Source organism: Staphylococcus caeli (assembly GCF_051413795.1).
Classification (GTDB): Bacteria; Bacillota; Bacilli; order Staphylococcales; family Staphylococcaceae; genus Staphylococcus; species Staphylococcus caeli_A.
This window is the reverse complement of record NZ_JBOIRQ010000020.1, coordinates 1-26,551: the sequence shown is the minus strand read 5'-3', so window position 1 is coordinate 26,551 and position 26,551 is coordinate 1. Positions and strand designations below refer to the sequence as shown.

Genomic DNA, 26,551 nt, shown 5'->3' with positions numbered 1-26,551 from the left:
AATTATTGACTCCTTTTATAAGTTTATATCATTATTCTAAACTGTTTTTCAGAATTATACATGCGTCTATAGTATAGAAAATACATCATACCTTAGCAGTATGAGAGCTGTGTATTTATAAGCCAAATGCGATAGGTAACCAGAAGTATGCAAAGAATGAAATGATAATAATAGTGAAAATATTTAAAATAAATCCAGCTTTGACCATATCTTTCATTTCTAATTCATCAGAACTAAATACCGCTGCATTTGGTGGTGTTGAAATAGGAAGCATAAAGGCACATGTTGATGAAACTGCTACAATAGCCATTATAATGAATGGATCTTGGCCTATGGCTGCAGCAAAACCAATACTAATTGGCATGAGCATATTAGATACTGCAGTGTTTGACATTACTTCGGTTAAGAATAGTATTGCAGTTGTTAGTACGAGTACGATTAATATCAATGGAAGAGGCTTAACGATGCCCATCATTCCGCCGAACCACTTTGTTAAACCAGAATCTTCAAATGCAGCGGCTAGGGATAAACCACCTCCGAATAGTAAGAGTATACCCCAAGGTAATTTGGACATGTCGTCCCAAACGAGTAGTCCACCTTTTTTAGATTTGGCAGGAATCAGGAATAATATCACTGCGCCACCCATTGCTATCATTGTATCAGTGATATGTAAGGATTCGGGTAATAGACCACCGAATACCCATAGTAAACTGACGAATAAGAAGACGAGTCCAGTTAGTTTTTCTTCCTTAGACATAGGGCCTAACTCACGTAACGATTTTTTGGCGAAATCAGACGATATTTGGTCTGCATCTTCAACTTTGAATAGCCATTTTGTAAGTAAGAAATAAAGTACTGCTAAAAGAATGATAGTCAATGGTACTGCGAAAATCATCCATTGTGCAAAGGATACCTTTCTATCAAGACTTGAAGCAGCTACTGCGGCAAACACAGCATTTGGTACAGAACCAATTAGTGTTGCTAATCCGCCAATTGACGCGGAGTAAGCGACCGTAAGTAGCAGTGCTTTACTAAATTTACTTGCTGATTCAGGTTTCAAAAATTGTGCGTCCTTAATTTCTTGAATCAGTGCCAATGCGATTGGTAACATCATCAATGCTGTAGCAGCGTTCGAAATCCACATCGAAATAAAAGCAGTAGCAATCATCGTACCTAGTATAATTCTATTGCTATTAGTCCCCATCATAGAAATAATTGTCATGGCGATACGTTTATGTAAATTCCATTTTTCAATAGCCAAAGCAATAATGAAACCACCCATATACATAAAGACGATAGGATCAGCATATGCGCTCGTTGCTATGGCTTCTTCTGTTCCACCAGTAAGTGGTAATAGAAATAACGGAATTAAGGATGTAGCTGGAATAGGAATTGCTTCTGTAATCCACCATGTCGCTACAAATAATGTAACGGCAAGCACTGCTCTTGGTGCATCTTCTAATCCCGTAATCGCAGGAATAAAGTAAATGATCACGAACAGTAATGGTCCTAATATTAACCCAATCTTTTTTTTCATAAAAATCCCCCTTGTTGGTGTTGCTATAACAGTAAGAATATCAATTTCCTCACATATAAACAATTTATTTTCAGAAAATTATAAAAATAAATGTAAAATATTGGTAAAATGACTATAATTCATTGGAAGTTTGAGAGGGGATGTAAAATATGGTATTAGGTACACTGATTGCAAAAGATGACACATGGGTACTATGGGCAATTATTATTGTTTGGGCAACCGTGAGTTTATTTTTAGAACAACGATTTCAATGGGCAAGTACAATTTCAGGGGCAATTATAGCACTGGTAGGAGCGATGTTATTATCTAACTTCAAAGTGATTCCAACAAGTTCGCCCGTATACGATACGGTATGGGATTATGTCGTTCCCTTATCGATTCCACTATTATTGTTTAGTTCTAACATATTAAAGATTTGGAAAGAGAGTAGACGTTTACTGGTTATATTCTTCATCGCATCAGTTGGTACGATGATTGGCACAACAGTCGCATTTTTAGCGTTGCATCAATGGATTCCATATTTAAATAAAATAGGTGCAATGATGACAGGGAGTTATATTGGCGGAGGTGTCAACTTTGCAGCGTTAAGTTCTAAGTTCGAAACACCGAGTGAAATGGTTTCTTCAGCAGTGGTGGCTGATAATAGTGTGATGGCATTATACTTTATGCTATTAATCGCGATGCCTTCTATACCTTGGATTAAAAAGTATTTCCAAACAGATTATCACGAAACAAATTCACCTGAAACACAACAATCTTATTGGCAACCTAAAAAAATACAATTACTTGATATCGCTTTTTCTATAGCTAGTGCGATTGCGCTTGTTGCAGTAAGTTTCAAAGTTGCAGAACTTATACAGCAATTTGTCCCTAAAAGTAACGTATTGTTGACGGTCATTGTGTCATTTTTTGGTGATCAATATTTGCTCTTAACGACATTGACACTCATAGTCGTAGCTATTTGGGGAGACTTCTTTGAAAAATTGGCCGGCGCTTCGGAAATTGGGACATTTCTTATTTATATTTTCTTTGTAGTTATTGGCACACCGGCTTCATTTGCAACGATTATTACTACAGCACCATTACTATTCATTTTTGTTATAATTATATTGGTATTCAATTTGGGACTTAGCTTGTCATTAGGGAAAGTATTTCATTTTAAAATAGAAGAAATATTATTAGCGAGTAATGCGACAGCAGGGGGTCCGACAACTGCAGCAGCACTAGCTATTGGAAAAGGTTGGACAGGATTAGTTGGCCCAATATTGATTATAGGAACGTTAGGATATGTCATTGGTAATTATGCAGGAACGATCATGTATCAATTACTTAGTTCTATGATGTGAAGCATAGGGGATTGATACATGTTGCACAATACTTAGGGGCGTTATAAATATAAAGTGATTAACTGGAGGCGACAAATATGACTGAAAAAGAAAAAATGTTAGCTGGTGAATGGTATGATGCAAATTTTGATCTGGCACTTGATGCTGAAAGAATGGCAGCAAAGGATTTGTGCTTTGAATTAAACCATATTAAGCCAAGTGAAAAAGATAAAAGACGTCAAATTCTCAAGAAATTATTAAACTATGAACCACAATCAGTAGAACTATTAAGTCCATTTCAAACAGATTATGGCTACAATATCTTTTTAGGGTCACGTGTTTTTATAAACCACGATTGTTATTTTATGGACGGTGGTAAAATATTTATCGGAGATGATGTGTTTATTGGACCTAGTTGTGGTCTTTACACAGCAATTCATCCTTTAGAATATCAATCACGAAACAATGGATTAGAACAAGCATTGCCTATTCGTATTGAATCTAATGTTTGGTTAGGAGCGAATGTTGTAGTACTACCTGGTGTTACGATTGGTGAAGGATCTGTAATAGGTGCGGGTAGTGTCGTAGCCAAAGATATTCCACCTAATGTACTTGCATTAGGAACACCAGCTAAACCGATACACGACATCAACAACAAATAATTTTTTCTAAAGCGTATGGTATGAGAGTAAGCATTGAACTAGTGCTACATTCATATATACGCTTTTTTTATTATATTAATAATGATACTGAATTTAGGACATTTTAAAGGAAATGCATGGATATATAGAAAAAACTTTTATATTTAAATTGTGTAATATATTAGAATGGATTAAAACAGTATTGAAAAATATTCCGCGGAGCTTAAATTCAAAATAATAAAATAGCTCGGAATATAAAATGAAATTATGTTAATATAAAAACAAGTGGAGTTGTATATTAGATGATAAATGCAATGATTAAGTACATTTATGTGATAGATACATATACATACTTTAGGACGTCACTTATTATGTTTGAAGAGAGATGGGGCATTTATAAATGGATATAATCATAGGTACAGTATTTTTAATTGTAGTGTTAGCGTTATTTACACTATTTACATATCGCGCGCCTAAAGGTATGCGTGCAATGGGGGCTCTAGCAAATGCGGCTATAGCAACTTTTTTAGTAGAAGCTTTTCACAAATATGTGGGTGGCGATCTATTAGGCGTAAAATTTTTAGGTGATTTAGGTGATGCTGCAGGAGGTTTAGGCGGTGTCGCAGCTGCAGGTTTAGTCTCGCTTGCCATTGGTGTATCGCCAGTATATGCACTGGTTATTGCAGCAGCATGTGGTGGTTTGGATTTGATACCTGGTTTTGTAGCTGGTTATGTGATTGGCTATTTAATGAAATATGCAGAACGTAAAGTACCTGATGGTATTGATTTGATTGTAGGTATTATCATCATTGCACCATTAGCAAGGTTAGTAGCTACTGGTGTAACGCCGATCGTCAATAATTCTTTATTGAAAATTGGAGATATTATTCAAAGTTCTACAGAAGTAAGTCCTATTATTATGGGGATTATTCTGGGTGGTGTAATTACAGTCGTTGGTACTGCGCCATTAAGCTCAATGGCATTGACAGCTTTGCTAGGTTTGACTGGTATGCCAATGGCGATTGCAGCGATGGTATCATTTGCGTCATCTTTCATTAATGGTACAATGTTTAACAAATTAAAGTTGGGTGATCGTAAATCTAGAATTGCCGTTTGTATTGAACCGTTGTCACAAGCGGATGTAGTTTCAGCAAACCCTGTGCCAATTTATACTGCAAACTTTATTGGAGGAGCTTTAGCAGGTGCTGTTATTGCATCTTCAGGAATGATTAATGATGCAACTGGTACAGCTACACCGTTAGCAGGATTTTTAGTAATGTTTGGATTTAATGATCCGGTTAAAATCTTTATTTATGGGGCAATCGTAGGCGTTATTGGTTTAATTGTTGGATATGTATGTTCATTACTTTTCAAAAATTATCCAATCATCTCTAAAGAAGACATCGAAGCAAAATAATAAAAAACGCTTTGTTACACAAAATTGGTGTGTAGCAAAGCGTTTCTTAATTTATAGATACGTAAGCTTTTAAATTAATCCATTTTACCATGTTGATAGCTTTCATAGACTTTATCGTATTTAATATGTCCTATGCCACCTACGACGAATTTTCCGAATTTAAATAAGTTAAGCACATAAGCTAAACAAATAGAAACAGTTAATGTAATGATAAAGTTAAATGCTATGTTTCTTAAGGAACTGTCAGCTCTTAATAAACCTAAATCATGTACAAAGAAATAATGTATTAAATAAATGCAAAATGAATAGTTACTGATAAATAAGACAAATTTTGGTACATATTTTATATAAGACGAGAATAAGAAAAATAGTAAAATAATCATAGTCACATAAAAAGGAATATCAAAGCGTTTAGATTCAACCCAGGTACTGATACCTAATAAGTAGTTTCCTATTAATATGGAAGTTGCGACTATCGCTCCAATGATAATATGCCATGTGTATTTTTTAATATTTTCCATTAGTGTCTCATAGTAAATACCTGAATAAAATCCAAGTAAGAAATAACTAATCCATCCTAGGAACAACATCCATCCTTCACGTTCCCAAAATAAACCTAATATAGGATGCTCAGATTGTGGTGCAAATTGTCTGAACGCCCAGTACAATGTGGCAAATATTACAGCGCCGATAATGACTGGGATAGGTTTCCATTTGATAATATATTTGGCGAAAAATATATGTAGTATATAGAACTGAAAAATAATAACAATGAAATATGTTACTGCACCACCATGAAACATCGTATCAGCAAAGTGCTGCATAAATTCTTCAAAAGTTTTTGATTCAAAATAAAATATTGAAATTCCGATATTGATAAAAATATAAGGAATACCTAGATAAATAAGTTTGTTTTTGAAAAAACCAGGTTTTGTTTGGACATGATAATTCTTAGCTAATAAAAATTCTGAAATAAAAACAAATAACGGTGTACTGAACATGAGTAATAATTGAATTACTCTAATAGCTGTACCATGACCAACAAAGTCCATTTTACTAAAAGTTGTTGTTATGGAATGAATAAGCACAATACTTAAACAAGCAATTGTACGCATCCAAAATATGACTGAGGTATAGGTTTTCATAATAAATTCCTCTCAAATATGTTTGTTGAATATTTAAAATTAATTCGTTCGTAAATTTAATCAGGATAACAATAATAACATATAAGTATTATCGGAGTAATCTTTATTATTTAACAAATTATTAAATTTAATTGTAATGTTTCTGTAAAGTTGTGATAAATATAAATATTAATAAATGGTATGTTAGGAATAGAAGATATAACCTAAAACGATTAATTTTTATAAAAGTTTATGTAAGCGATTGCATTTATTGTACGATACCTATACAATGACAATAAGAATGGAAGTTTTCCATTTAGTTTTCTATTTACAAACTTACATGGGGGTAGAAAAATGGTAGTTAATTATCATAACGAACCAGGCATTGATTTTACAGATAGTAAAAATGTCGAGTCATTTAAAGAAGCTTTAAAGATAGTCAAAGGGGAATTAAACCAAAAGATTCCTTTAGTTATTAATGGGGAAGAAAAATTCACTAAAGATACGTATCAGTCTATCAATCCGGCAAATACGACTGAAGTGATTGCAGAAGTTTCAAAGGCAACTCAAAAAGATGTAGATAGAGCATTTGATGCTGCTAATGAAGCTTATAAATCTTGGAAGAGATGGTCTCATAAAGACCGTGCTGAATTTTTAATTCGCGTAGCAGCTATTATAAGACGTCGTAAAGAAGAAATTTCAGCTGTAATGGTATACGAAGCAGGTAAACCATGGGATGAAGCGGTTGGTGATACTGCAGAAGGTATCGACTTTATCGAATACTATGCAAGATCAATGATGGAACTTGCTGATGGTAAGCCAGTGCTAGATAGAGAAGGCGAGCATAATAAATACTTCTATAAACCTATTGGTACTGGTGTTACAATTCCACCTTGGAACTTCCCGTTTGCAATTATGGCTGGTACAACATTGGCACCAGTGGTTGCAGGTAATACAGTATTACTTAAGCCAGCAGAAGATACACCATTAACTGCGTATAAATTAATGGAAATTTTAGAAGAAGCAGGCTTACCAAAAGGTGTTGTTAACTTTGTACCAGGTGATCCAAAAGAAATTGGGGATTATCTTGTTGATAGTGTACACACACACTTTGTTACATTTACAGGTTCTCGTGCTACAGGTACTAGAATTTTTGAAAGAGCAGCAAAAGTGCAAGATGGACAACAATTCTTGAAACGTGTTATTGCTGAAATGGGCGGTAAAGATGCGATTGTTGTAGATAAAGATATTGATACAGACCTAGCAGCTGAATCAATTGTTTCTTCAGCATTTGGATTCTCAGGTCAAAAATGTTCAGCTTGTTCAAGAGCTATTATTCACAAAGATGTGTATGATGAAGTTTTAGAAAAATCTATTGCTTTAACTAAAAACTTAACAGTGGGTAACACTGAAAATAACACATACATGGGTCCAGTTATTAATCAAAAACAATTTGATAAAATCAAAAACTACATTGAAATTGGTAGCAAAGAAGGTAAGTTAAAACAAGGTGGCGGCACAGATGATGCGACAGGTTACTTTGTAGAACCTACAATTATTGCTGACCTTAAATCTAGCGATCAAATTATGCAAGAAGAAATCTTTGGTCCAGTTGTTGGATTTGTTAAAGGTAAAGACTTCGAAGAATTATTAGAAATTGCTAATGATACAGATTATGGATTAACAGGTGCAGTAATTACGAATAATCGTGAAAATTGGATCGAAGCGGTAGAGTCATATGACGTAGGTAACTTGTACCTAAACCGTGGTTGTACGTCTGCAGTTGTTGGATATCACCCATTCGGTGGTTTCAAAATGTCAGGTACAGATGCCAAAACAGGTAGCCCAGACTACTTATTAAACTTCTTAGAACAAAAAGTTGTTTCTGAAATGTTCTAATTATATATGAAAAAGCACTGCGCAATTTTTGCGCGGTGCTTTTTTTGTACTTAGATTTAAGCATCATGAACTTTTATATTAATCAGTTTTTGGAAAAGTACATCAACCTCCGAGGCTGATAAGTCGATATGATTTTCATGAATCCATTCGAGAAAACCATATAAGCTAGATCCATAGACGTAAAATATAAGTTCAGGTGGCACGTTTGCATCCACAGAAAGTCTATGTTCATTTTGTTTAATATCTTCTTGTAATTCACGTATAAAATAATTGGAAATTGTACGTTCGAATTCTTTGTCGTCGCATTGTTTATCACCAACACGTTTCAACTCATCCATGTCATTTAGTGTTTGTTCCATAGCACTAAAAGGATGAGTGAGACGTTCTTTGATATCCATTGAGAAGAAGTCTTTAGTAATTTCTGTAATTAAATAAGTTAGTAAATCATATTTATCGTAGAAATGTTTATAGAACGTTGTTCGATGTGTTAATGCTTCATTGCAAATTTGGTTCACAGTAATGCTTGTAAATGATTGTTTTTCTAATAGAGTATATAGACTGTGGGAAAGTGCGCGTTTTGTTTTGATTACACGTAAATCTTTTTCGTTCATTCTACAATTCTCCTAATCTGTAGTTTAAATAGACATATTAGAATATTTAAATCTTTTATTGATAGTACACAACGTTTATCTTGGATATATAAATAATCTACACAGTATATTTAAACTATAACGTTGATTAATTGAGGAGGCAATAGTTTGGCAAAGTTTTTGTATAAATTAGGTTCGTTTGTAGCGAAACATAAATGGTGGAGTGTTATAGCATGGGTGGTGTTACTTGCTGCAATAATTATCCCTTTAACAGTAAGTGCGCCTAAGTTTGATAACGACATTACCATGAATGGTTTACAATCGCTAGATACGAATAAGAAAATTGAAGATGAATTTAATCAAGATAGTGAAAAAGCACAAATTAGAGTTGTATTTAAAAGTGATTCCGATAATGGAATTGTAAAACAAGGTATAACAAAAGATGTTAAAAATACCCTGAAAGATATTAAAGATGATGATAAAGAAATTAAGAACATTTCAGATCCTTATGAAAATAAACAAATTAGTAAGGATAAAACCACAGCATTTGCAGATATAAATTATGATGTATCTTCAACGTCAATGACTAAAAAATCAAAGGACAATGTCCAAGATAAAGTAAATCAGTTAGAAGATGATCATAATGTTAATGTTGAGCTTATGGGAACAGGTATGGAGTCAACAGAAATCGGAGGGTCTTCTGAACTTATCGGAATAATCGTAGCCTTTGTAGTACTACTAGTGACATTTGGCTCATTTATCGCAGCAGGTATGCCGATTATTAGTGCATTGCTCGGTTTAGGAACAGGCGTCGGTATTATTTCATTACTCACATATGCGTTTGACATTCCCAATGTTACGTTAACATTGTCTGTAATGATTGGCTTGGCAGTAGGTATCGACTACGCTTTATTTATTTTATTTAGATATCGTCAAATTATGAAGACAGAAACAAATCATATTAAAGCAGTTGGTTTAGCAGTGGGCACAGCAGGTAGTGCTGTCATCTTTGCAGGTGTTACTGTAATCATTGCTGTATGTGGACTTTCATTGGTAGGCATAGATTTCCTAGCAGTTATGGGCTTTGCATCTGCGATTAGTGTACTCGTTGCAGTGTTGAGTGCATTAACATTACTGCCAGCATTGATTAGTATTTTCCATAAACAAATTAAACCGAAACAAACGAAATCTGAATTTGATAACGATGTCGATACGAAGTGGTCAAAATTTGTAGTTGGTAAACCACTGGCAGCAGTATTAATAGGTTTAATCATATTAGTTGTTGCAGCGGTTCCGATTAGTAATATGAGATTAGGTATCCCAGACGATGGTATGAAACCAGAAGATAGCACACAAAAGCAAGCTTATGAAATTATTTCAGATAAATTTGGAGAAGGTTACAATGGTCAAATTGCGATGCTCGTGAATGTCAAAGACCAAAAAGATAACCCTCAAGCATTACAAAAAGATTTACAAGCGTTAACAAAAGATATCAATAAGATGGATAATGTAGACATGGTGGCACCACCACAGCTAAGCAAAAGTAAAGATTATGCTTTAGTGGCAGTTGTACCTGAAAAGGGACCGAATGCTGAATCTACAAATGATTTAGTCCATGATTTAAGAGATTATAATGATGATGCCAAAGACAAGTATGGCTTCAAGACAGAAGTATCAGGACAAAGTGTTATCAATATTGATATGTCACAGAAATTGAATGAAGCTATTCCATTATTCGCAGGTGTTATCGTTGCTTTAGCATTTATATTATTAATGGTAGTATTCCGTTCGATTATTATTCCACTAAAAGCCGTATTAGGGTTCGTGCTATCACTTGTAGCAACACTTGGTTTTACAACTTTAATTATGCAAGAAGGCTTTATGTCTGGATTGTTTGGTGTGGATACAACAGGACCGTTACTTGCATTCTTACCTGTTATTACAATTGGTTTGTTATTTGGACTTGCGATGGACTATGAAGTCTTCTTGATGTCCCGTATTCATGAAGAATATAGTAAAACACATGATAACGAACATTCCATTAAAGTGGGCATAAAAGAAAGTGGACCTGTCGTTGTGGCAGCGGCATTAATTATGTTTAGTGTATTTATTGCTTTTGTCTTCCAAGATGATGTCATGGTTAAATCAATGGGTATAGCTCTTGGTTTCGGGGTATTATTTGATGCTTTCGTAGTAAGACTCTTACTCATACCAGCACTAACACAATTATTTGGTAAAGCGTCATGGTATATTCCAAGTTGGTTAAATAGAATATTACCGCAATTTGATATCGAAGGGCATGCGTTACAAGATCAAATGCCTTCATCGCGTACACAATCAAATTCAAAACACGTAACCAATGAAGCATATGATCGCTCATTTAGTATTCAATCTCGGGAGAATGTGTCTCAATCACAACAATTTATGATTCACACAGATGAAAAAACGCACATTTTATATAATGAAGTTGCACATCAAGCGGTGCATAAAGATTTCTTATATCAAGCACTGAAAGATTATCAAACAGGTGTGCATCAATCATCACAACAATTAGCAAAAAATAAATCAAATGATGTCAATGATGAACAAATTAATGATAAAGATATTTATACGCTATTAATGCAACAAAGTGAGAACATTCGAAAATTAAATGAGTTAATTGAACAAAAAGTTAATAAAAAATAGAGAATAGAAGCGGAACTATGAAATCAAAGTTGATAACTGATTTTATGGTTCCGTTTTTTTGCTGTAAGTACTATCTTGTTAGTATAAATATGTAATTGAATTTGTCTAAAATTCAACAATATTCAATAAAATATAGCAATGATGTGAATTTTTATTTAAATTAGATTCTGTAAAGGGGGGTCATATGAAAACATTATATGATGTAGAATTTAATTTAAATACTGATGGAAAACTTTTTGTCAGTGAAGGTCTGCGTATTGTACTTATCTTGAAAGGTTCGATAAAAGTTAGTAAATCAGCGACTATGATGAACTACCAAAAAGGTGATGTATTTATCATAAACCGTAATGAACAATATCAAATATTGGAAAATGAAGATGCCATAGCGATTTCGATTTGTTTAACTGAATCATACTTAAGTCAATATATGTATGATTATCAAGATAGAGACTTTATATTAAATCGTGATACATTGCAGGATGTTATATATCAACAGTGTGTGAATGCAATTGCTAAAATAGGCACAGTTTTCATCAGAAAAGGTGAATTTTATAAACTGTACATAGAGCAACAATTAATAGATTTAGTGTTCATTTTAACGCGTTATATACCAACAATTGATAAAGAAACATCCATACTTTTAAAGACAGATCAAAGGTTAGATTATGTCTGTGATTATATAGAGCGACATTACGCCGAGCATATTAACCTAACAGAAATGGCAGATAAAGTAGGCTTAAGTACTACATATTTATCTAAACTATTTAAACAACAAAAGAAAATGGGATTCAATCAATACATTAACTATATTCGTTTAGAACACTGTAAAAATGACCTAGTAGAATCGAATGAAAGCATCACAACAATTGCATATAAAAATGGGTTTAGTAGTTCAAATATATTATTAAAGCATTTTAAGGCATCGACAAATGAGACCCCTTCAGAGTTTAGAATAAAGTATCAAAGTAAACAAAAGAAAATTGCTCATGATGATAATGCACAAAATGCAACATATCAGACATATCTATATTATTTGTCACTCTTTATAAATCAAAATATTGGTGATATTGTACAGTCGCCAGATGCGCAAAAAGTAATAGATATTTCATTAGAAAAATCTCGGAAATCAATTTCTCATTTTCAGCATGTGATTCAGATTGGTTATATAGAATCATTATTAACGCAAAGAGTAAGGAAGCAATTGATAGAAGTAAAAAAATTGTTAGGTGTGAATCACGTATTAATTAAAGATCCAATTGAAATTGGTCATATTAGACGTTCGAAAATTGAAAGTGATGAAATTATTCCTAACATACACCCTTATATGGAGATTGATGAAGCGATAAATTTTTTAATGACGCATCAAATTGGATTAGGTATAGAATTGAAGCCACCAAGAAGCGCTACTAATTTTAGCGATTATTATAAAGAAATGAGCTATTTTTTAGAGCATATATTTAACGCATTACCAGATAGTGAAGTGTTCAATTGTGTTATTTATATTCAATGCACAGATGAGGTGACATTTAAAAAATTAGTAGACTTGTTTAATAATTACTTTGATAATTTGAAAATCATATTAAATGTGAATATTGACCATTTATCAACGATTCATGAAGTGAAAAACATATTGAATAATGACTATTATCGTATTGATAACATTGCTTTTTCAGCTAATCAAAATGATATGATTGATTTCAAATCTATAGAAGGCCAGCAATATGAAATGGCAAAACGACATATTTACGTGCAATTTAATAAAATTATTGAAACATTGAAGTTAGAACAAAATAAAATTCCGTTCATTTTGCTCAATTGGAATACATTAACAGGCGATACGCATCTTACAAATGGAGAATACTTTAGAGCGGGGATTATTTTTGAACAACTGATTGAGCTGAATGATTCGATTCAAATGATTGGTTATTGGTTGAATTTTGAGCTACATCAACAGTTTCAATTGAATGATACAAGTACCCAGTTAACTGGAATTGAACTATATCATCAATTTGATGGAAAAAGGCCGGCATTTTTTACAAGTTTGTTTTATAAAAGGCTACTTAAAAATGTGCTTTATCAAAATGAAAATTGCATTGTATTAGGATCCTATGATCATTTCCAAATTGTGATGTGGGATGCAGAACACTATAATCCTTACTTCGTTTTAAATGATCAGAATCAGTATTTAACGCATAAAGAATACCGACTCAATGTGACATGTATGGCATCAGGAACGTATAAAATTAAGCATCTAACCTTAGATAAAAATAATGGTGCATTGTATACAGTATGGCAACATTACAATACACGTCATGGAATGGATGAGGAAACGATCGATTATGTTAATCGTATATCTTATCCGAAGATGGAAATCAGTGAAGTTAATGTACAAAATGTTATCACGTATCATTTGAAATTGCAGACAAATGCAGTTCAAATCATTGAATTTAAAAAATATCGATAATTTAAAAATTAGAATGAAAAATACTTATAGAGCGCAGAGCTTTATAAGTGTTTTTTTAATTACTGTAAACTGACTTAATAAAATAACAAAAATAGCACTTCTCTTTTTGTCATCATTTAAAATTAAATGAATTAGATAATGATTAAGTGATAAAAATCACAAATAAAGCATATAGCCAAATATAGATAAGTACTAGACTGAGCTTAGAGAGGATAGCATTTGTAACTTATTGGGAATGTAGGATTCACATTTACAATGAAGCTTATCTTACCTAATGGTCATTAGTTAAAATTTATAGAGGAGGAAGCAACAATGACACAACAGGGAAATTCACAAACGTATAAAGGGGACAACAAACTTATTTTAGGGATTGTACTCGGAGTTGTTACTTTTTGGTTGTTTGCACAATCGTTATTAAATGTAGTGCCAACGTTACAACAATCATTTAACAGTAATATAGGTACGATCAGTATAGCAGTCAGTATCACTGCACTCTTTTCAGGAATGTTTGTTGTTGGAGCAGGTAGTTTAGCAGATAAAGTAGGAAGAGTGAAAATTACTTATATTGGTTTATGGCTGAGTATTATAGGGTCATTATTAATTATTGTTAGTAATTTACCTATTTTATTAATTATTGGGAGAGTTATTCAAGGTTTGTCAGCAGCGGCAATTATGCCATCAACTTTGGCAATTATGAAAGCGTATTTTGAAGGTAAAGAAAGACAACGTGCACTTAGCTATTGGTCGATTGGTTCATGGGGAGGCTCTGGACTAGCATCTTTATTCGGTGGTATGGTTTCAACATTTGTTGGATGGCGCTGGATTTTTATTTTATCTATTATTATTGCATTAGTTGCAATGTTTTTAATAAAAGGTACACCAGAAACAAAATCAGTGAATACGACGAAACAAAGGTTTGACTACACTGGTTTAATATTGTTTGTCATAATGATGTTAAGTATTAATATTGTGATAACGCAAAGTGGTGCTTTAGGGTTTACATCACCGATTATATTAGGACTCATTGTGGTCTTTATTATTGCGACAATCATATTTTTAAAAGTTGAAAATAAAATCGGTAACCCACTAATTGATTTTAAATTATTTAATAATAAGGCATATACAGGTGCAACATTGTCTAACTTCTTATTAAATGGTGTTGCTGGTGCATTATTAGTTGCAAATACATTTGTGCAACAGGGGTTAGGTTTTAATGCATTCCAAACAGGACTATTGTCAATTACGTATTTGATTACAGTGTTATTAATGATCCGTGTCGGTGAAAAAGTGCTGCAAAAAGTTGGAGCGAAAAAACCAATGTTACTCGGTACATTTTTCAATATGTTAGGTATTATATTAATTTCATTAACATTTTTACCAAGCATGGTATATGTAGTTGTGTGTATCATTGGATATTTATTATATGGCCTAGGATTAGGGTTCTATGCAACACCTTCAACAGATATGGCTATTTCAAACTCTCCCGAAGATAAAGTCGGGGTTGCCTCAGGAATTTACAAAATGGCATCATCACTTGGTGGGGCATTTGGTATTGCGCTTTCCGGTGCACTATTTGGAGTTGTAGCAAGTGCGACAAATGTACAAATCGGCGCCTTAGTTGGTTTATGGTTAAATGTATTTATGGCGTTGTTATCATTAATAATTATTATGATTATGGTACCAACAGTAAAAAAACTGAAAAACTAAATGAACATTTTTAGATGAAACAATATATACAGTTAATTGTCAGGAGAGTTGTGACAAATATTTTTAATTGAATAGGTATATAATGTAATTAATTTAATATATTTCGTAGGGGGAATTAGCATGGAAAAATTAATTAACGCTTTGAAAGATAAAGAAGCACGCATGATAGAAATACGTAGATACTTACATCAACATCCAGAATTATCTTTTCATGAGGAAGAAACACCAAAATATATAGAAGCATTTTATAAAGATAAAGACTGTAAAGTTGAAACAAATATTGGGCCAAATGGTTTAAAAGTCACAATTGATAGTGGTAAACCAGGGAAAACACTTGCGATTCGTGCCGATTTTGATGCGTTACCTATACAGGAAGACACAGGCTTAGACTTTGCATCTCAGAACGAGGGTGTGATGCATGCATGTGGTCATGATGCGCATACAGCATATATGCTGATACTTGCAGAAACATTGATTGAACTAAAATCAGAATTCAATGGTAAAGTTGTTGTCATTCATCAACCAGCTGAAGAAGTACCACCTGGTGGCGCACAAGCAATGATTAAAGATGGTGTGCTTGATGACGTAGATCATGTATTGGGTGTTCATGTAATGAGTCATATGCCCGCTGGTAATATATACTATCGTGAAGGTAATGTTCAAACCGGAAGAGACTTTTTTAAATTGAAAATTAATGGGCAAGGTGGTCATGGTTCATCGCCACACACTGCTAATGATAGTATTGTAGCGGGTGCTTATTTTGTAAATGCAGTTCAAACTATTGTTTCAAGAAGATTAAACCCGTTTGAAACTGGCGTTGTGACGATTGGTTCGTTTGATGGTAAAGGGCAATTCAATGTTATTAAAGATAGTATTGAGATAGAGGGTGACGTGCGTGCATTGACGGATGAAACTAAACATACTATCAAGACTGAGGTAAATCGTTTAGCGGATGGATTAGAAGCAATGTTTGGTGTTACATGCGAGTTAGACTACCACGATGACTACCCTGCTTTATACAATGATCCAGAGTTCACTCGTTTTGTTATAGATACGCTTGAAAATGCCGATACAGACGCGATACAAAGTATTGAGAGATGTGAACCTCAACCACCATCTGAAGACTTTGCATACTATGCGAAAGCATTACCAAGTACATTTATTTATGCTGGTGCAGCACCAGAGGATGGCAAAATTTATCCGCATCACCATCCTAAATTTATAATTAGTGAAAAAGCGTTACGAGTTTCTGCAGAGGCAGTAGGTCTAACGGTATTAAATTATTTGAAATAACTAAAGTAACTGAAAGTAACTGGATGTGAATCCATGAAAACTGTCGATAAAGTTTCTGACTTTGTTGACAGTTTTTTGTATTCTCATGGCCACTGCTTATGTTTAATAGTATTTTAAACGCTATACTTTTATTGAAAGGTATAGGTTTCGATGTAAGTTTACAAAAGTACGATATAGTGTATATATAGAATAACACTAAAATGATAAAAAGGATGATTAATAATGAATGGCGACAAAAAGATAGCAGAATTACTAGATGATTATAAAAAACCATTAAAAAAACTTTTTAAATATGATAAATCTAATGCGCTAAATTTCGACAAAGAAAGTAGAAACAAAGTGCAAGAGCAAAAAGGGATTTTTGTAATTTTCAATAATAAGAAACCTATATTTGTTGGACAAGCTGGTGGCTTTATGACTGGCTATAAATTGACACAAAAAGATTTAAGCGACAAATTAGCACAATTCAATTTAAAATCTGATGCAGGTACTGCAAAATTTAGAAGAGGATTTGTTTCTCAAAATAATTTAGATGAATCAGAATTGAAAAATATTAAGGCAGAAGACTATGGCTTAAAGTTCCAATATATAAAAGTTAAAGGAAACCCTGCAATGATTAATACGTTGGAAATATTAGCTTTAGAATATGCGAAAGACAATGATATTAAATTATATAATTTTTTATAAATAGGTAGCAACAAAAGATTATATTATAGAAACGTAATGAAATGTGGTGATGAATGTGAAGATAAGAACATTGACTTTAACCTTCCAACAACAAGAGATAAACGTTAAATTACCAAAAAGTTATTATAAGACGGAAGGGAAGTCTTATCCGCTCATTATTGTACAAGATGGTGACTATTTATACGGAAATATTGAGGAAGATGTTATATTCGTAGGCATTGTGCCAAATGATAGAAAGCGCGATTACATTCCTTGGAAAGCTGAAATTGACGGTATTGAATATGGTGGAGAAGCGGATCACTATTTAAATTGGGTGGCAGATGCACTTATACCATATTTAAGAAAATGCTTTAGTGTTTCAAATAATATTGATGATATCGGTATTGGTGGTGCTTCATTTGGAGGGCTTGTTTCACTATATGCTTTGTTTTACCGCCCAGATGCCTTCGGTAAATATATATTGATTTCACCATCTGTTTGGTATCCAGAATTTACTGATTTTATGAAAGCACAATTACCAATACATGAAACAAAACAAATTTATTGGTATGTAGGAGAACTTGAAGGACAACAAAGTAAGCATCTTAATCAATATATGTTGCCGTGTACAGAATATGGTGTTGACATCATAAATGAACTACTAGTATCTGAGCAAAGTCGTTTTTATTTTGTAACAAACAAAAAAGGGTTACATCGGAAACCATTTTTCCAAAAATACTTCAAAAAAGCAGTTAAGAAAATGTTTTAGAATTTTTGAAGTACTTTTATAAAGAGAAAATAATGAAATGCCATTATCTGAAAATTCTAAAAATAACACTTAAATCCCCGCTTTTAAGTTTGAAAAGTGATAAAATTAAAAGTGTAAATATATCGAAAGAAGTGTGAAATCACTACACTTTTGAATATTATGCAAAATTATCTATTTCAACTTAAACATAGGGGATGTTTTTATGTCAGAACACAAAAACAATATATCTGGAAATCAGTTGCTTGTTGGTATTGTTTTTTCTATCTTAACGTATTGGCTCTTTGCGCAATCCTTTTTAAATATAGGCCCACAAATACAAGGGTTCTTTAAAACTACACCGGATATTGTGAATATTTCTGTTAGTTTAACATCATTTGTAACAGGCGTATTTATGGTGGTAGCAGGAAATATCTCTGATAGATTTGGGAAGGTTAAGATGACGCGTATCGCTTTATTGTTAAGCATTATTGGATCGCTAATGCTAATTATCTCTGGGAACGTAACTTTATTACTCTTAGGTAGGGTGATACAGGGATTTTCGGCAGCGATTATCATGCCGGCAACAATTTCGATTTTGAATGATTTTTTTGAAGGTGATCAACGTCAAAGGGCATTAAGCTATTGGTCGATTGGTGCGTTTGGTGGGACAGGATTATCTTCATTTTTTGCAGGTGCTATGGCAACTTTTATTGCATGGCAATCTATTTTTGTCCTATCTATTATACTTTCGCTTGTCGCACTATTACTGTTGAAACACTTGCCAGAAAGTAAATATGATACAGCACAAACTAAGCGCTTTGATTATGTGGGACTGACAATTTTCGTGGTGATGATTGGTAGTATAAGTTTTGTGATTACACAAGGTTATAAAATGGGATGGACGAATGAAATTACACTTATCTTAAGTGCTATCTTTATCATATGTATTGTTGTATTTTACAATGTAGAAAAATCTAGAACGACACCTTTTATAGACTTAGCATTGTTTAAAAACAAACCTTATATTGGTGCTGTATTGGCTAATTTTCTCTTAAACACAGGTGTAGGTGTCATTGCCTTATTTAATATGTATGCACAAAGTGGCTTGAATATGACTGCATTTCAAGCGGGGTTACTAACTTTACCTTATTTAGTTGCCTTATTACTTGTTATTCGATTGGGAGAAAAGAGTATTAAACGTTTTGGTGCAAAACGTGCAATGGTCATTGGACCGATATTAACAGCGACTGGTGTGTTGTTATTTAGTCTAACGTTTTTTAATTTGACTAGTTACATTGTGATTGCCTTGATAGGCGCTTTATTTTTCGGGGCAGGCACAGGTTTATTCGCAACACCTGCATTAAGTACTGCTGTTTCTACCACGCCACCAGAAAAAGTAGGAGTAGCATCAGGCATTTTTAAAATGGGCTCGACACTTGGTGGTGCGTTTGGTATTGCAATTATGACTTCTATATTTACTGGTGTGGCTCAAAGTGGTCACAGTATCGGTAATGCTGCAAGTATTGGGTTTATAGTTGGTGCAATACTTGTTATGTGTGGTGTGCTTGCCAGTGCGATTATCATACCCAAAACAAAACTTAACCGCTAATCATTTACTAAATCACTGTTGAATTTGGAGCAGTGATTTTTCTATTTTCTATAAGATGAGTAATGAATAACATTCAGAGATGGTAGATTGATGGCATAATAAGCGTTTACGGGTTTACAGGAATATAGTAAAGGCATATGATATGTACAAATCATTAAGAACAGAAATGAGGCAAACGATGGATTATAAAAGTGTATACCAATCACCCTTAGGACAAATCACTTTGATTTCAGACGGTCAAAATATTACAGGATTATGGCTTCCAACCCATAAAGATTTTGAATCACGATATAAATTAGGATTAACAGAAGCAGATTTACCAATTTTTGAAAAGGCCAAGCGTTGGCTAGACGAATATTTCTCAGGAAATAACCCTGAGATAGATTTTCCTTTAAGCGCAAAGGGGACAACATTTCGCGAACAAGTTTGGCAACTCCTCTTAGAAATACCACATGGAGAAACCGTGACATACGGTTATTTAGCAGAAAAAGTGGGTGCTTTACGCGGTAAGTCCAAAATGTCTTCACAAGCAGTTGGAGGCGCTGTAGGTAGTAACCCGATATCAATTATTATTCCATGTCACAGAGTTGTAGGGAAAGATGGTAGCTTAACAGGCTACGGTGGTGGAATAGATGCAAAAATAGAGCTTTTAAAAATAGAACAATTAGATATGGAGTCATTTTATCGACCAAAGCATAGCACGAAGCCATAAATTGCCCGTCAGTTGTATTATGTTATATAAAATAGAAAGCTACATATAATAATATTTATTAATTGTAAAGTTTTCTAGATAGAGTTGAATAATTAACTCAGTATGATATCGTGAAAACCATCTTTAAAATAAAAAATGGGATGGGGAGTCTTCTGGAACGGGAAAAACAGGGATTTTCAAGTGTTTTTATATATTCAGCAGCAGTTATAGCAATACTAGTAATTATTGGGGCAATATTCCCACAACAATTTGGTAGTGTGGGTGGTAAGATATCAACTTGGGTTACTCAGACGTTCGGTTGGTATTATATGTTACTGTATACAGTGATTTTAGGCTTTTGTATTTTCTTATTATTTAGCCCGATAGGTAAATTAAAATTGGGGAAACCTAAAGATAAACCAGAATTTAGAACAGTGTCATGGCTTGCGATGCTTTTCAGTGCAGGTATGGGTATTGGTTTGGTGTTTTATGGTGCATCTGAACCTATTTCACACTATATGGCACCGCCAACAGCAAATCCTGAAACAAAAGAAGCGATGGCAGAAGCCTTTAAGTCATCTTTTATTGATTATGGTTTTCATCCTTGGGCAGTTTATGGCATTGTCGCGCTAGCATTGGCATATTCTCAGTTCCGTAAAGGTGAAAATGGATTGATTTCAAGAACATTGAGACCTATTCTTGGGAAGAGAGTAGAAGGTCCGATTGGTAATATAGTAGATATTTTAGCTGTTTTTGCAACAGTTATTGGTGTAGCTGTTTCACTTGGTGTAGGCGCTATACAAATTAATGGTGGCTTGCACTATTTATTCGGTGTACCAAGTAATTATTTTGTTCAAGGTATTATTATTGCCGTTGTTACTGCGCTGTTTTTATACAGTGCATGGAGTGGCTTAAGCAAAGGAATTCAGTATTTAAGTAATTTGAATATGATATTGGCCGCTTTATTATTAATTGTAATATTTATTGTTGGTCCAACGTTACTTATTCTCAATATGATGACAAGTGGCACAGGTGACTATCTAAACACACTTATATTTAATAGTTTGGATGTTGCGCCTTTAAATGAACAAAAGAGCGATTGGTTACAAACATGGACGATTTATTATTGGGGTTGGTGGATGAGCTGGAGCCCATTCGTTGGAACCTTCATTGCAAGAATTTCTAAAGGACGTAGTATTAGAGAGTTTGTCATTGCAGTCCTTGGTGTACCAGTAGTAATCAGCATTATTTGGTTTAGTGCTTTTGGTGCGACAGGTATTACAGTTGGACAAAGCCATGCAAGTATTTTAAAAATGCCACCTGAAACACAACTGTTTGGTATTTTTAATGAATTACCGTTTGGATTTATATTATCTATTATTGCACTTGCACTGATTGCATCATTCTTTATTACATCGGCAGATTCTGCAACATATGTATTAGGAATGCAGACGGCATATGGCACATTGAACCCATCAGGTTTTATTAAGATTGTTTGGGGATTAGCATTGGCCGCAATTGCTTATGTATTACTGTTAGCAGGTGGCGACACGGGATTAAGTGCTTTGCAATCTGCAGCAATTATATCCGCATTGCCGTTTAGTTTTGTCGTTATACTGATGATGGTGTCATTGTATAAAGATGCGAATAATGAACGTAAAGCATTAGGATTGACTTTGAAAATTAATGAAGAACGAAGTGCGTCTTATACTAAAATGATTGAAGAAGAAAATCGTAATAGATTATAAAGTGAGATAGCATAAAAGACCTCCCTTCTTAAAAGTACTTATGTACTTTTTGAAGGGAGGTCTTTTCTAATTTAATAATTATAATTGAATAGCACTTAGTAAACCAACGATAAAATGTATAAGATTCAAATGAATAACATAAATAAGACAATTTAAATTAAGCAATTATAACGTGATAAGAATAAGTGCTTTAATACCTAATTTAAGGTATTATAATTACGGATATGATCATTGATACTTTCAAGATAGAAAATTGAGTTTTGTTCATTTTGCAACTCTGTTTCAGGGTCGAATTCTAAATTGTCAAAACGGTTGAAGAAAGCTTCGTAAGTTTCAACAGAAATTTCTTCACGGTTATTTAATAGGTCTTTATGTGCTTGAATATCAAGTGCATCTTGATACCCTTCGACAACTTTACCACTGAAGAATTCACCAACAGAGCCAGAGCCGTAACTAAATAGGCCGATAGTATCGTTAGCAGCTAAATCGTGTGTCTCAAGTAATGAGATTAAACTCAAGTATAAAGAGCCTGTATAAATATTACCTACATAACGATTGTAGTACGTTGCTGCATCATAGCCTGTAGTTAAACGTGATTTAGTTTCTTCATCGATATCATCTGTTAAAATAGAATCAAGTGCTTTTTTACCCATTTTTGTAAATGGCACATGGAAGCATAATGAACTAAAGTCAGCTAATAATTTATTATGACGACGTGCATACTCTTGCCAACTTTCTTGGAAAGAATGGATATATGCATCTTTAGATAATGCACCGTCAACGAGTGGATATGGTTGTCCACTTGGACGCCAGAAATCATAAACGTCTTCTGTAAATGCAACAGCATCATCATTTAATTCAAGGATGCGAGGATTATGTGATATCATCATAGCAACAGCACCAGCGCCTTGTGTTGGTTCGCCACCAGATTGTAAGCCATAACGTGCAGTATCACTTGCAATTACAAGTACCTTTTCATTTGGACGTTGTGCTAAATAATCTTTAGCTAATTGAATTGCAGGTGTAGCAGCATAACAAGCTTCTTTCATTTCAATACAACGCGCAAATGGTTGAATTCCAAGTAGGTTGTGTATTTGAACTGCTGATGCTTTCGCTGAATCGATTGCTGATTCAGTTGCTACGATGACCATGCTGATTTGTTTTTTATCGTCATCTGTAACGATATCTTTAGCAGCGTTTGCACCCATTGAAACAATATCTTGGCTTGTAGGGCTCACTGCCATTTCAGTTTGGCCAATACCTAATAAATATTTATTAGGATCAACTTGACGTGCTTCTGCAAGTTTAGCCATATCTACATAAAATCTTGGAACATAAAAATTAATTTGATCAATACCAATAGTCATAAAGTGTATCGACACCTTTCTGTATATAAATAAGCAATTGTATCATACCAAATCACAACGATAAAATACAATGATTTGAAAATAGTCATAAAGGAGAATAATTATGAATAGAGTAGCAATCGTAAGTGCAAAACGTACACCAATAGGGAAATTCAAAGGGAAATTAAGCAAGTATACTGCAGTAGAACTTGGTAAAACAACATTAGAAGCAGCATTAAATGCTATACAATTAGACCCGAAACATGTTGAACAAGTTATATATGGTAACGTGCTTCAAAGTGGTAATGGTCAGAACCCAGCACGCCAAATAGGTATCAAAGCAGGCGTACCCGATACAACACCTGCAATGACAATCAATGAAGTTTGTGGATCGGGCTTAAAGTCTATCATTTTAGGTAAACAATTAATTCAACTAGGAGAAGCCAAAGTGGTTGCCGTAGGTGGTGTGGAAAGCATGACGAATGCGCCGCAATTAATTTTAAATGAAGATGAAGCACCTGTTGAAAGCTTTATGCATGATGGACTTACAGATGCCTTTATGAATGTGCCAATGGGTATCACAGCCGAGAAGATTGCTGAAAAATATGGTGTAACACGTGAACAACAAGATGATTTTGCTAATGCATCACAACAAAAAGCACATCAAGCTACGACTGACGGAAAATTTAAAAATGAAATCGTACCTCTAAAAGATATAAATGGTGAGTGGATGACAACAGACGAAGGCATTCGCGGTAATAGTAGTGTTGAAAAACTAGGAACACTAAAAACTATTTTCAAAGAAAACGGAACTGTAACTGGTGGTAATGCTTCAAGTATAAATGATGGTGCTTCTACGGTAATTTTGATGGATGAAGCATATGCTCTAGAAAATGGCTATGAAGTGTTAGCTATTGTAGGTAATCATGCTGAAATTGGTTGTGATCCAGAATTTATGGGTTATGCACCATATCACGCAGTTACACAATTATTGGAAAAATCTAATAAAGTGATTGAAGACTTTGATGTTATTGAGATGACAGAAGCTTTTGCAGCACAAAGTATTCCAGTTAGAGATAATTTGGGTATTTCAGAAGATAAGCTAAATCTTTATGGTGGTGCAATTGCATTAGGACATCCGATTGGTGCCAGTGGTACACGTTTAGTTACGACGCTCGTGAATCTGTTAGCACAGGAAGATAAACAAACAGGTATTGCTACAGCATGTATTGGTGGCGGTCTAGGCATTGCGATTGAAATTGAAAAAGGAGGCAAATAATGGAAGCGTTAGATAAAACATTTCGTCATTTATCTAGAGAAGAAAAATTGGCTCAACTTGTTGAAAAAGGTTGGATAAACGAAGAAAACAGAGATACGTTATTAAACAATCCCCTTATTCCCGAAGAAATTGCGAATAGTTTAATTGAAAATGTCATTGGCCAAGGCGCATTACCAGTTGGATTATTGCCTGAGATTAAAGTTGATGGTAAATCGTACGTTGTTCCTATGATGGTGGAAGAGCCATCTGTAGTTGCAGCAGCAAGCTATGGTGCAAAGTTAGTTAATCAAACAGGTGGTTTCAAAGTGATTTCAAGTGAGCGACTCATGATTGGCCAAATTGTATTTGATGGTGTACATGATACAGATTCATTGGCACAACATATTCAACAACTTGAGCCTAAAATCAAACAAATCGCTGATGAAGTTTATCCGTCAATTATTGAAAGAGGCGGCGGTTATCGTAAAATAGAAATCGACACATTTGCAACTGAAGGTCTACTATCACTTAAAGTATATGTGGATACGAAAGATGCTATGGGCGCAAATATGTTAAATACAATTCTAGAAGGAATTACTGCATATTTGAAAAATGAATTGGCTGATGTAGATATATTAATGAGCATCTTATCTAACCATGCGACTGCGTCAGTTGTTAAAGTACAAGGAGAAATCTCTGTTGATGCACTGTCTAAAGGTGGACGTGATGGCGAAACTGTAGCCAAACGTATGGAACGCGCATCCGTATTAGCGCAAGTGGATATTCATCGAGCTGCTACACATAATAAAGGTGTGATGAATGGTATTCATGCTGTTGTCCTTGCAACTGGTAATGATACACGTGGTGCAGAAGCAACAGCTCATGCATATGCAAGTAAGGATGGCCAATACCGTGGATTAGCAACATGGAAATACGATGAAGCAAGACAAACATTGGTGGGGACTATTGAAGTGCCAATGACCTTAGCAACGGTCGGCGGAGGCACAAAAGTACTGCCTATTGCGAAAGCATCATTAGATCTTATGAACGTTGATACCGCTCAAGAACTTGGTCATGTTGTAGCTGCAGTTGGCTTAGCTCAGAACTTTGCGGCTTGTCGTGCATTGGTATCAGAAGGTATCCAACAAGGACACATGAGCTTACAATATAAATCACTAGCTATTGTTGTTGGTGCACAAGGTGAAGAAATTGCTAAAGTTGCAGATATGTTAAAAACGCAACCACGTGCGAATACAGCTGTAGCACAACAATTATTGGAAGCGGTCCGAGCACAAAAACCATAATAAGTATCGTAATGTACGATCAAATAGTATTGTTACGAAAAGACACCTCAACAAGTACAATGAGGTGTCTTTTTATGATGTGAAAAGATTTACTTTAGTCAATTTATGAGCCGATTTTAAGTTGTTTCAAAATATAATATATAGTTAGACTTTGAATGATGACAAACAATCAACTAAACTCAAATAAAAAGAAGAAGGAACAATCTCCTTCTGCTACATTTGTTTCTATTTCTTAAATCGTTTATCTCATTGATTTAATACCCAAATAATCTTTGTGTAAATAATATCTTTACTAAAATAACAGGGTCTATTAATGGTCTACCATTATTAATACCGTATTCGTCTTCGATAAGTTCATATACAAAGTTCAAATCAAATATCGCATCGACTTTACGTAATAAATGATTTTGGCTGTACACTTTTAACGGTTGGTGAGTAAAATCATCAATCGTTATTTTTATGTTTGAATACAAAAAAGCACAAATATCTCTATAATTAT

19 protein-coding genes and 1 pseudogene are annotated in these 26,551 nt (G+C 34.0%); 15 read left to right on the top strand and 5 right to left on the bottom strand.

All coding sequences use genetic code 11. The annotated features are described in order from the left end of the window. Window positions 1-115: 115 nt before the first annotated feature. Complete coding sequence (locus tag ACSULM_RS10175) at window positions 116-1,537, bottom strand: SLC13 family permease (protein WP_436862519.1); 1,422 nt, start codon at window positions 1,535-1,537, stop codon at window positions 116-118. A 149-nt stretch (window positions 1,538-1,686) separates the two neighbouring features. On the opposite strand from ACSULM_RS10175, the gene ACSULM_RS10170 reads away from it, so the two are divergent. The 3 genes from ACSULM_RS10170 (at window position 1,687) to ACSULM_RS10160 (ending at window position 4,920) form a co-directional block, all read left to right on the top strand. Continuing rightward, window positions 1,687-2,883 (top strand): DUF819 family protein, encoded by a 1,197-nt coding sequence (locus ACSULM_RS10170; RefSeq protein ID WP_436862517.1) that lies wholly within the window; start codon window positions 1,687-1,689, stop codon window positions 2,881-2,883. A gap of 77 nt (window positions 2,884-2,960) precedes the next feature. After that, window positions 2,961-3,524 (top strand): sugar O-acetyltransferase, encoded by a 564-nt coding sequence (locus ACSULM_RS10165; protein ID WP_436862516.1) that lies wholly within the window; start codon window positions 2,961-2,963, stop codon window positions 3,522-3,524. A 379-nt stretch (window positions 3,525-3,903) separates the two neighbouring features. Next, window positions 3,904-4,920: a PTS sugar transporter subunit IIC gene (locus ACSULM_RS10160; protein ID WP_436862514.1), complete on the top strand. Its 1,017-nt coding sequence runs from the start codon at window positions 3,904-3,906 to the stop codon at window positions 4,918-4,920. Between the two features lie 74 nt (window positions 4,921-4,994). On the opposite strand, the gene ACSULM_RS10155 is transcribed toward ACSULM_RS10160, so the two are convergent. Next, on the bottom strand, window positions 4,995-6,065 hold the full coding sequence (locus tag ACSULM_RS10155; protein WP_436862512.1) for an acyltransferase family protein: 1,071 nt from the start codon (window positions 6,063-6,065) through the stop codon (window positions 4,995-4,997). A gap of 333 nt (window positions 6,066-6,398) precedes the next feature. On the opposite strand from ACSULM_RS10155, the gene pruA reads away from it, so the two are divergent. Further along, window positions 6,399-7,943, top strand: coding sequence for an L-glutamate gamma-semialdehyde dehydrogenase (pruA, locus tag ACSULM_RS10150; protein ID WP_436862510.1), 1,545 nt, complete (start codon window positions 6,399-6,401; stop codon window positions 7,941-7,943). Window positions 7,944-7,999: 56 nt separating this feature from the next. Here the strand turns inward: pruA and ACSULM_RS10145 are convergent, their stop codons facing one another. Beyond that, window positions 8,000-8,554, bottom strand: coding sequence for a TetR/AcrR family transcriptional regulator (locus ACSULM_RS10145; protein ID WP_436862509.1), 555 nt, complete (start codon window positions 8,552-8,554; stop codon window positions 8,000-8,002). Window positions 8,555-8,701: 147 nt separating this feature from the next. Between ACSULM_RS10145 and ACSULM_RS10140 the strand changes: the two genes are divergently transcribed. The 9 genes from ACSULM_RS10140 to ACSULM_RS10100 all read left to right on the top strand — a co-directional run bounded on the left by ACSULM_RS10140 (window position 8,702) and on the right by ACSULM_RS10100 (window position 22,144). Further along, window positions 8,702-11,218: an MMPL family transporter gene (locus ACSULM_RS10140; protein ID WP_436862508.1), complete on the top strand. Its 2,517-nt coding sequence runs from the start codon at window positions 8,702-8,704 to the stop codon at window positions 11,216-11,218. Between the two features lie 184 nt (window positions 11,219-11,402). After that, a complete protein-coding gene (gene aryK, locus ACSULM_RS10135) occupies window positions 11,403-13,682 on the top strand; it encodes a transcriptional regulator AryK (protein WP_436862506.1) in 2,280 nt (759 codons plus the stop codon). A 312-nt stretch (window positions 13,683-13,994) separates the two neighbouring features. Continuing rightward, window positions 13,995-15,389, top strand: a complete 1,395-nt coding sequence (locus ACSULM_RS10130; protein WP_436862505.1) for an MFS transporter — start codon at window positions 13,995-13,997, stop codon at window positions 15,387-15,389. Between the two features lie 120 nt (window positions 15,390-15,509). After that, window positions 15,510-16,682 carry a M20 family metallopeptidase gene (locus ACSULM_RS10125; protein WP_436862503.1) on the top strand — a complete coding sequence of 391 codons (1,173 nt, stop codon included), beginning with the start codon at window positions 15,510-15,512 and terminating at the stop codon, window positions 16,680-16,682. A gap of 222 nt (window positions 16,683-16,904) precedes the next feature. After that, window positions 16,905-17,369 carry a hypothetical protein gene (locus tag ACSULM_RS10120; RefSeq protein WP_436862501.1) on the top strand — a complete coding sequence of 155 codons (465 nt, stop codon included), beginning with the start codon at window positions 16,905-16,907 and terminating at the stop codon, window positions 17,367-17,369. Between the two features lie 49 nt (window positions 17,370-17,418). Next, window positions 17,419-18,117: an alpha/beta hydrolase gene (locus ACSULM_RS10115; protein ID WP_436862500.1), complete on the top strand. Its 699-nt coding sequence runs from the start codon at window positions 17,419-17,421 to the stop codon at window positions 18,115-18,117. 202 nt (window positions 18,118-18,319) lie between these two features. Continuing rightward, window positions 18,320-19,705 carry an MFS transporter gene (locus ACSULM_RS10110; RefSeq protein ID WP_436862499.1) on the top strand — a complete coding sequence of 462 codons (1,386 nt, stop codon included), beginning with the start codon at window positions 18,320-18,322 and terminating at the stop codon, window positions 19,703-19,705. Window positions 19,706-19,883: 178 nt separating this feature from the next. Then, complete coding sequence (locus ACSULM_RS10105; protein ID WP_436862497.1) at window positions 19,884-20,417, top strand: methylated-DNA--[protein]-cysteine S-methyltransferase; 534 nt, start codon at window positions 19,884-19,886, stop codon at window positions 20,415-20,417. 140 nt (window positions 20,418-20,557) lie between these two features. Then, window positions 20,558-22,144 carry a BCCT family transporter gene (locus ACSULM_RS10100; protein ID WP_436862548.1) on the top strand — a complete coding sequence of 529 codons (1,587 nt, stop codon included), beginning with the start codon at window positions 20,558-20,560 and terminating at the stop codon, window positions 22,142-22,144. A gap of 197 nt (window positions 22,145-22,341) precedes the next feature. Here ACSULM_RS10100 and ACSULM_RS10095 read toward each other — a convergent pair whose 3' ends face one another. Continuing rightward, on the bottom strand, window positions 22,342-23,511 hold the full coding sequence (locus ACSULM_RS10095; protein ID WP_436862496.1) for a hydroxymethylglutaryl-CoA synthase: 1,170 nt from the start codon (window positions 23,509-23,511) through the stop codon (window positions 22,342-22,344). A gap of 103 nt (window positions 23,512-23,614) precedes the next feature. Here ACSULM_RS10095 and ACSULM_RS10090 point away from each other — a divergent pair, with 103 nt between their 5' ends. Together ACSULM_RS10090 and ACSULM_RS10085 are read left to right on the top strand one after the other, a co-directional pair. Continuing rightward, a complete protein-coding gene (locus ACSULM_RS10090) occupies window positions 23,615-24,769 on the top strand; it encodes a thiolase family protein (RefSeq protein WP_436862495.1) in 1,155 nt (384 codons plus the stop codon). Further along, entirely contained in the window at window positions 24,769-26,052 is a 1,284-nt protein-coding gene (locus tag ACSULM_RS10085; protein WP_436862494.1) for a hydroxymethylglutaryl-CoA reductase, degradative, read from the top strand. Before ACSULM_RS10090 ends, ACSULM_RS10085 begins: the two co-directional genes overlap by 1 nt. 254 nt (window positions 26,053-26,306) lie before the next feature. On the opposite strand, the pseudogene ACSULM_RS10080 reads toward ACSULM_RS10085, so the two are convergent. Further along, window positions 26,307-26,551 (bottom strand): annotated as a pseudogene (locus ACSULM_RS10080) (hypothetical protein); the annotation flags it as partial.

Excerpts from the sequence above, each read along its gene's own strand:
- ACSULM_RS10175 (WP_436862519.1), bottom strand. The coding sequence starts at position 1,537 with ATGAAAAAAAAGATTGGGTTAATATTAGGACCATTACTGTTCGTGATC.
- ACSULM_RS10170 (WP_436862517.1), top strand. The coding sequence starts at position 1,687 with ATGGTATTAGGTACACTGATTGCAAAAGATGACACATGGGTACTATGG.
- ACSULM_RS10165 (WP_436862516.1), top strand. The coding sequence starts at position 2,961 with ATGACTGAAAAAGAAAAAATGTTAGCTGGTGAATGGTATGATGCAAAT.
- ACSULM_RS10160 (WP_436862514.1), top strand. The coding sequence starts at position 3,904 with ATGGATATAATCATAGGTACAGTATTTTTAATTGTAGTGTTAGCGTTA.
- ACSULM_RS10155 (WP_436862512.1), bottom strand. The coding sequence starts at position 6,065 with ATGAAAACCTATACCTCAGTCATATTTTGGATGCGTACAATTGCTTGT.
- pruA (WP_436862510.1), top strand. The coding sequence starts at position 6,399 with ATGGTAGTTAATTATCATAACGAACCAGGCATTGATTTTACAGATAGT.
- ACSULM_RS10145 (WP_436862509.1), bottom strand. The coding sequence starts at position 8,554 with ATGAACGAAAAAGATTTACGTGTAATCAAAACAAAACGCGCACTTTCC.
- aryK (WP_436862506.1), top strand. The coding sequence starts at position 11,403 with ATGAAAACATTATATGATGTAGAATTTAATTTAAATACTGATGGAAAA.
- ACSULM_RS10130 (WP_436862505.1), top strand. The coding sequence starts at position 13,995 with ATGACACAACAGGGAAATTCACAAACGTATAAAGGGGACAACAAACTT.
- ACSULM_RS10125 (WP_436862503.1), top strand. The coding sequence starts at position 15,510 with ATGGAAAAATTAATTAACGCTTTGAAAGATAAAGAAGCACGCATGATA.
- ACSULM_RS10120 (WP_436862501.1), top strand. The coding sequence starts at position 16,905 with ATGAATGGCGACAAAAAGATAGCAGAATTACTAGATGATTATAAAAAA.
- ACSULM_RS10115 (WP_436862500.1), top strand. The coding sequence starts at position 17,419 with ATGAATGTGAAGATAAGAACATTGACTTTAACCTTCCAACAACAAGAG.
- ACSULM_RS10110 (WP_436862499.1), top strand. The coding sequence starts at position 18,320 with ATGTCAGAACACAAAAACAATATATCTGGAAATCAGTTGCTTGTTGGT.
- ACSULM_RS10105 (WP_436862497.1), top strand. The coding sequence starts at position 19,884 with ATGGATTATAAAAGTGTATACCAATCACCCTTAGGACAAATCACTTTG.
- ACSULM_RS10100 (WP_436862548.1), top strand. The coding sequence starts at position 20,558 with ATGGGGAGTCTTCTGGAACGGGAAAAACAGGGATTTTCAAGTGTTTTT.
- ACSULM_RS10095 (WP_436862496.1), bottom strand. The coding sequence starts at position 23,511 with ATGACTATTGGTATTGATCAAATTAATTTTTATGTTCCAAGATTTTAT.
- ACSULM_RS10090 (WP_436862495.1), top strand. The coding sequence starts at position 23,615 with ATGAATAGAGTAGCAATCGTAAGTGCAAAACGTACACCAATAGGGAAA.
- ACSULM_RS10085 (WP_436862494.1), top strand. The coding sequence starts at position 24,769 with ATGGAAGCGTTAGATAAAACATTTCGTCATTTATCTAGAGAAGAAAAA.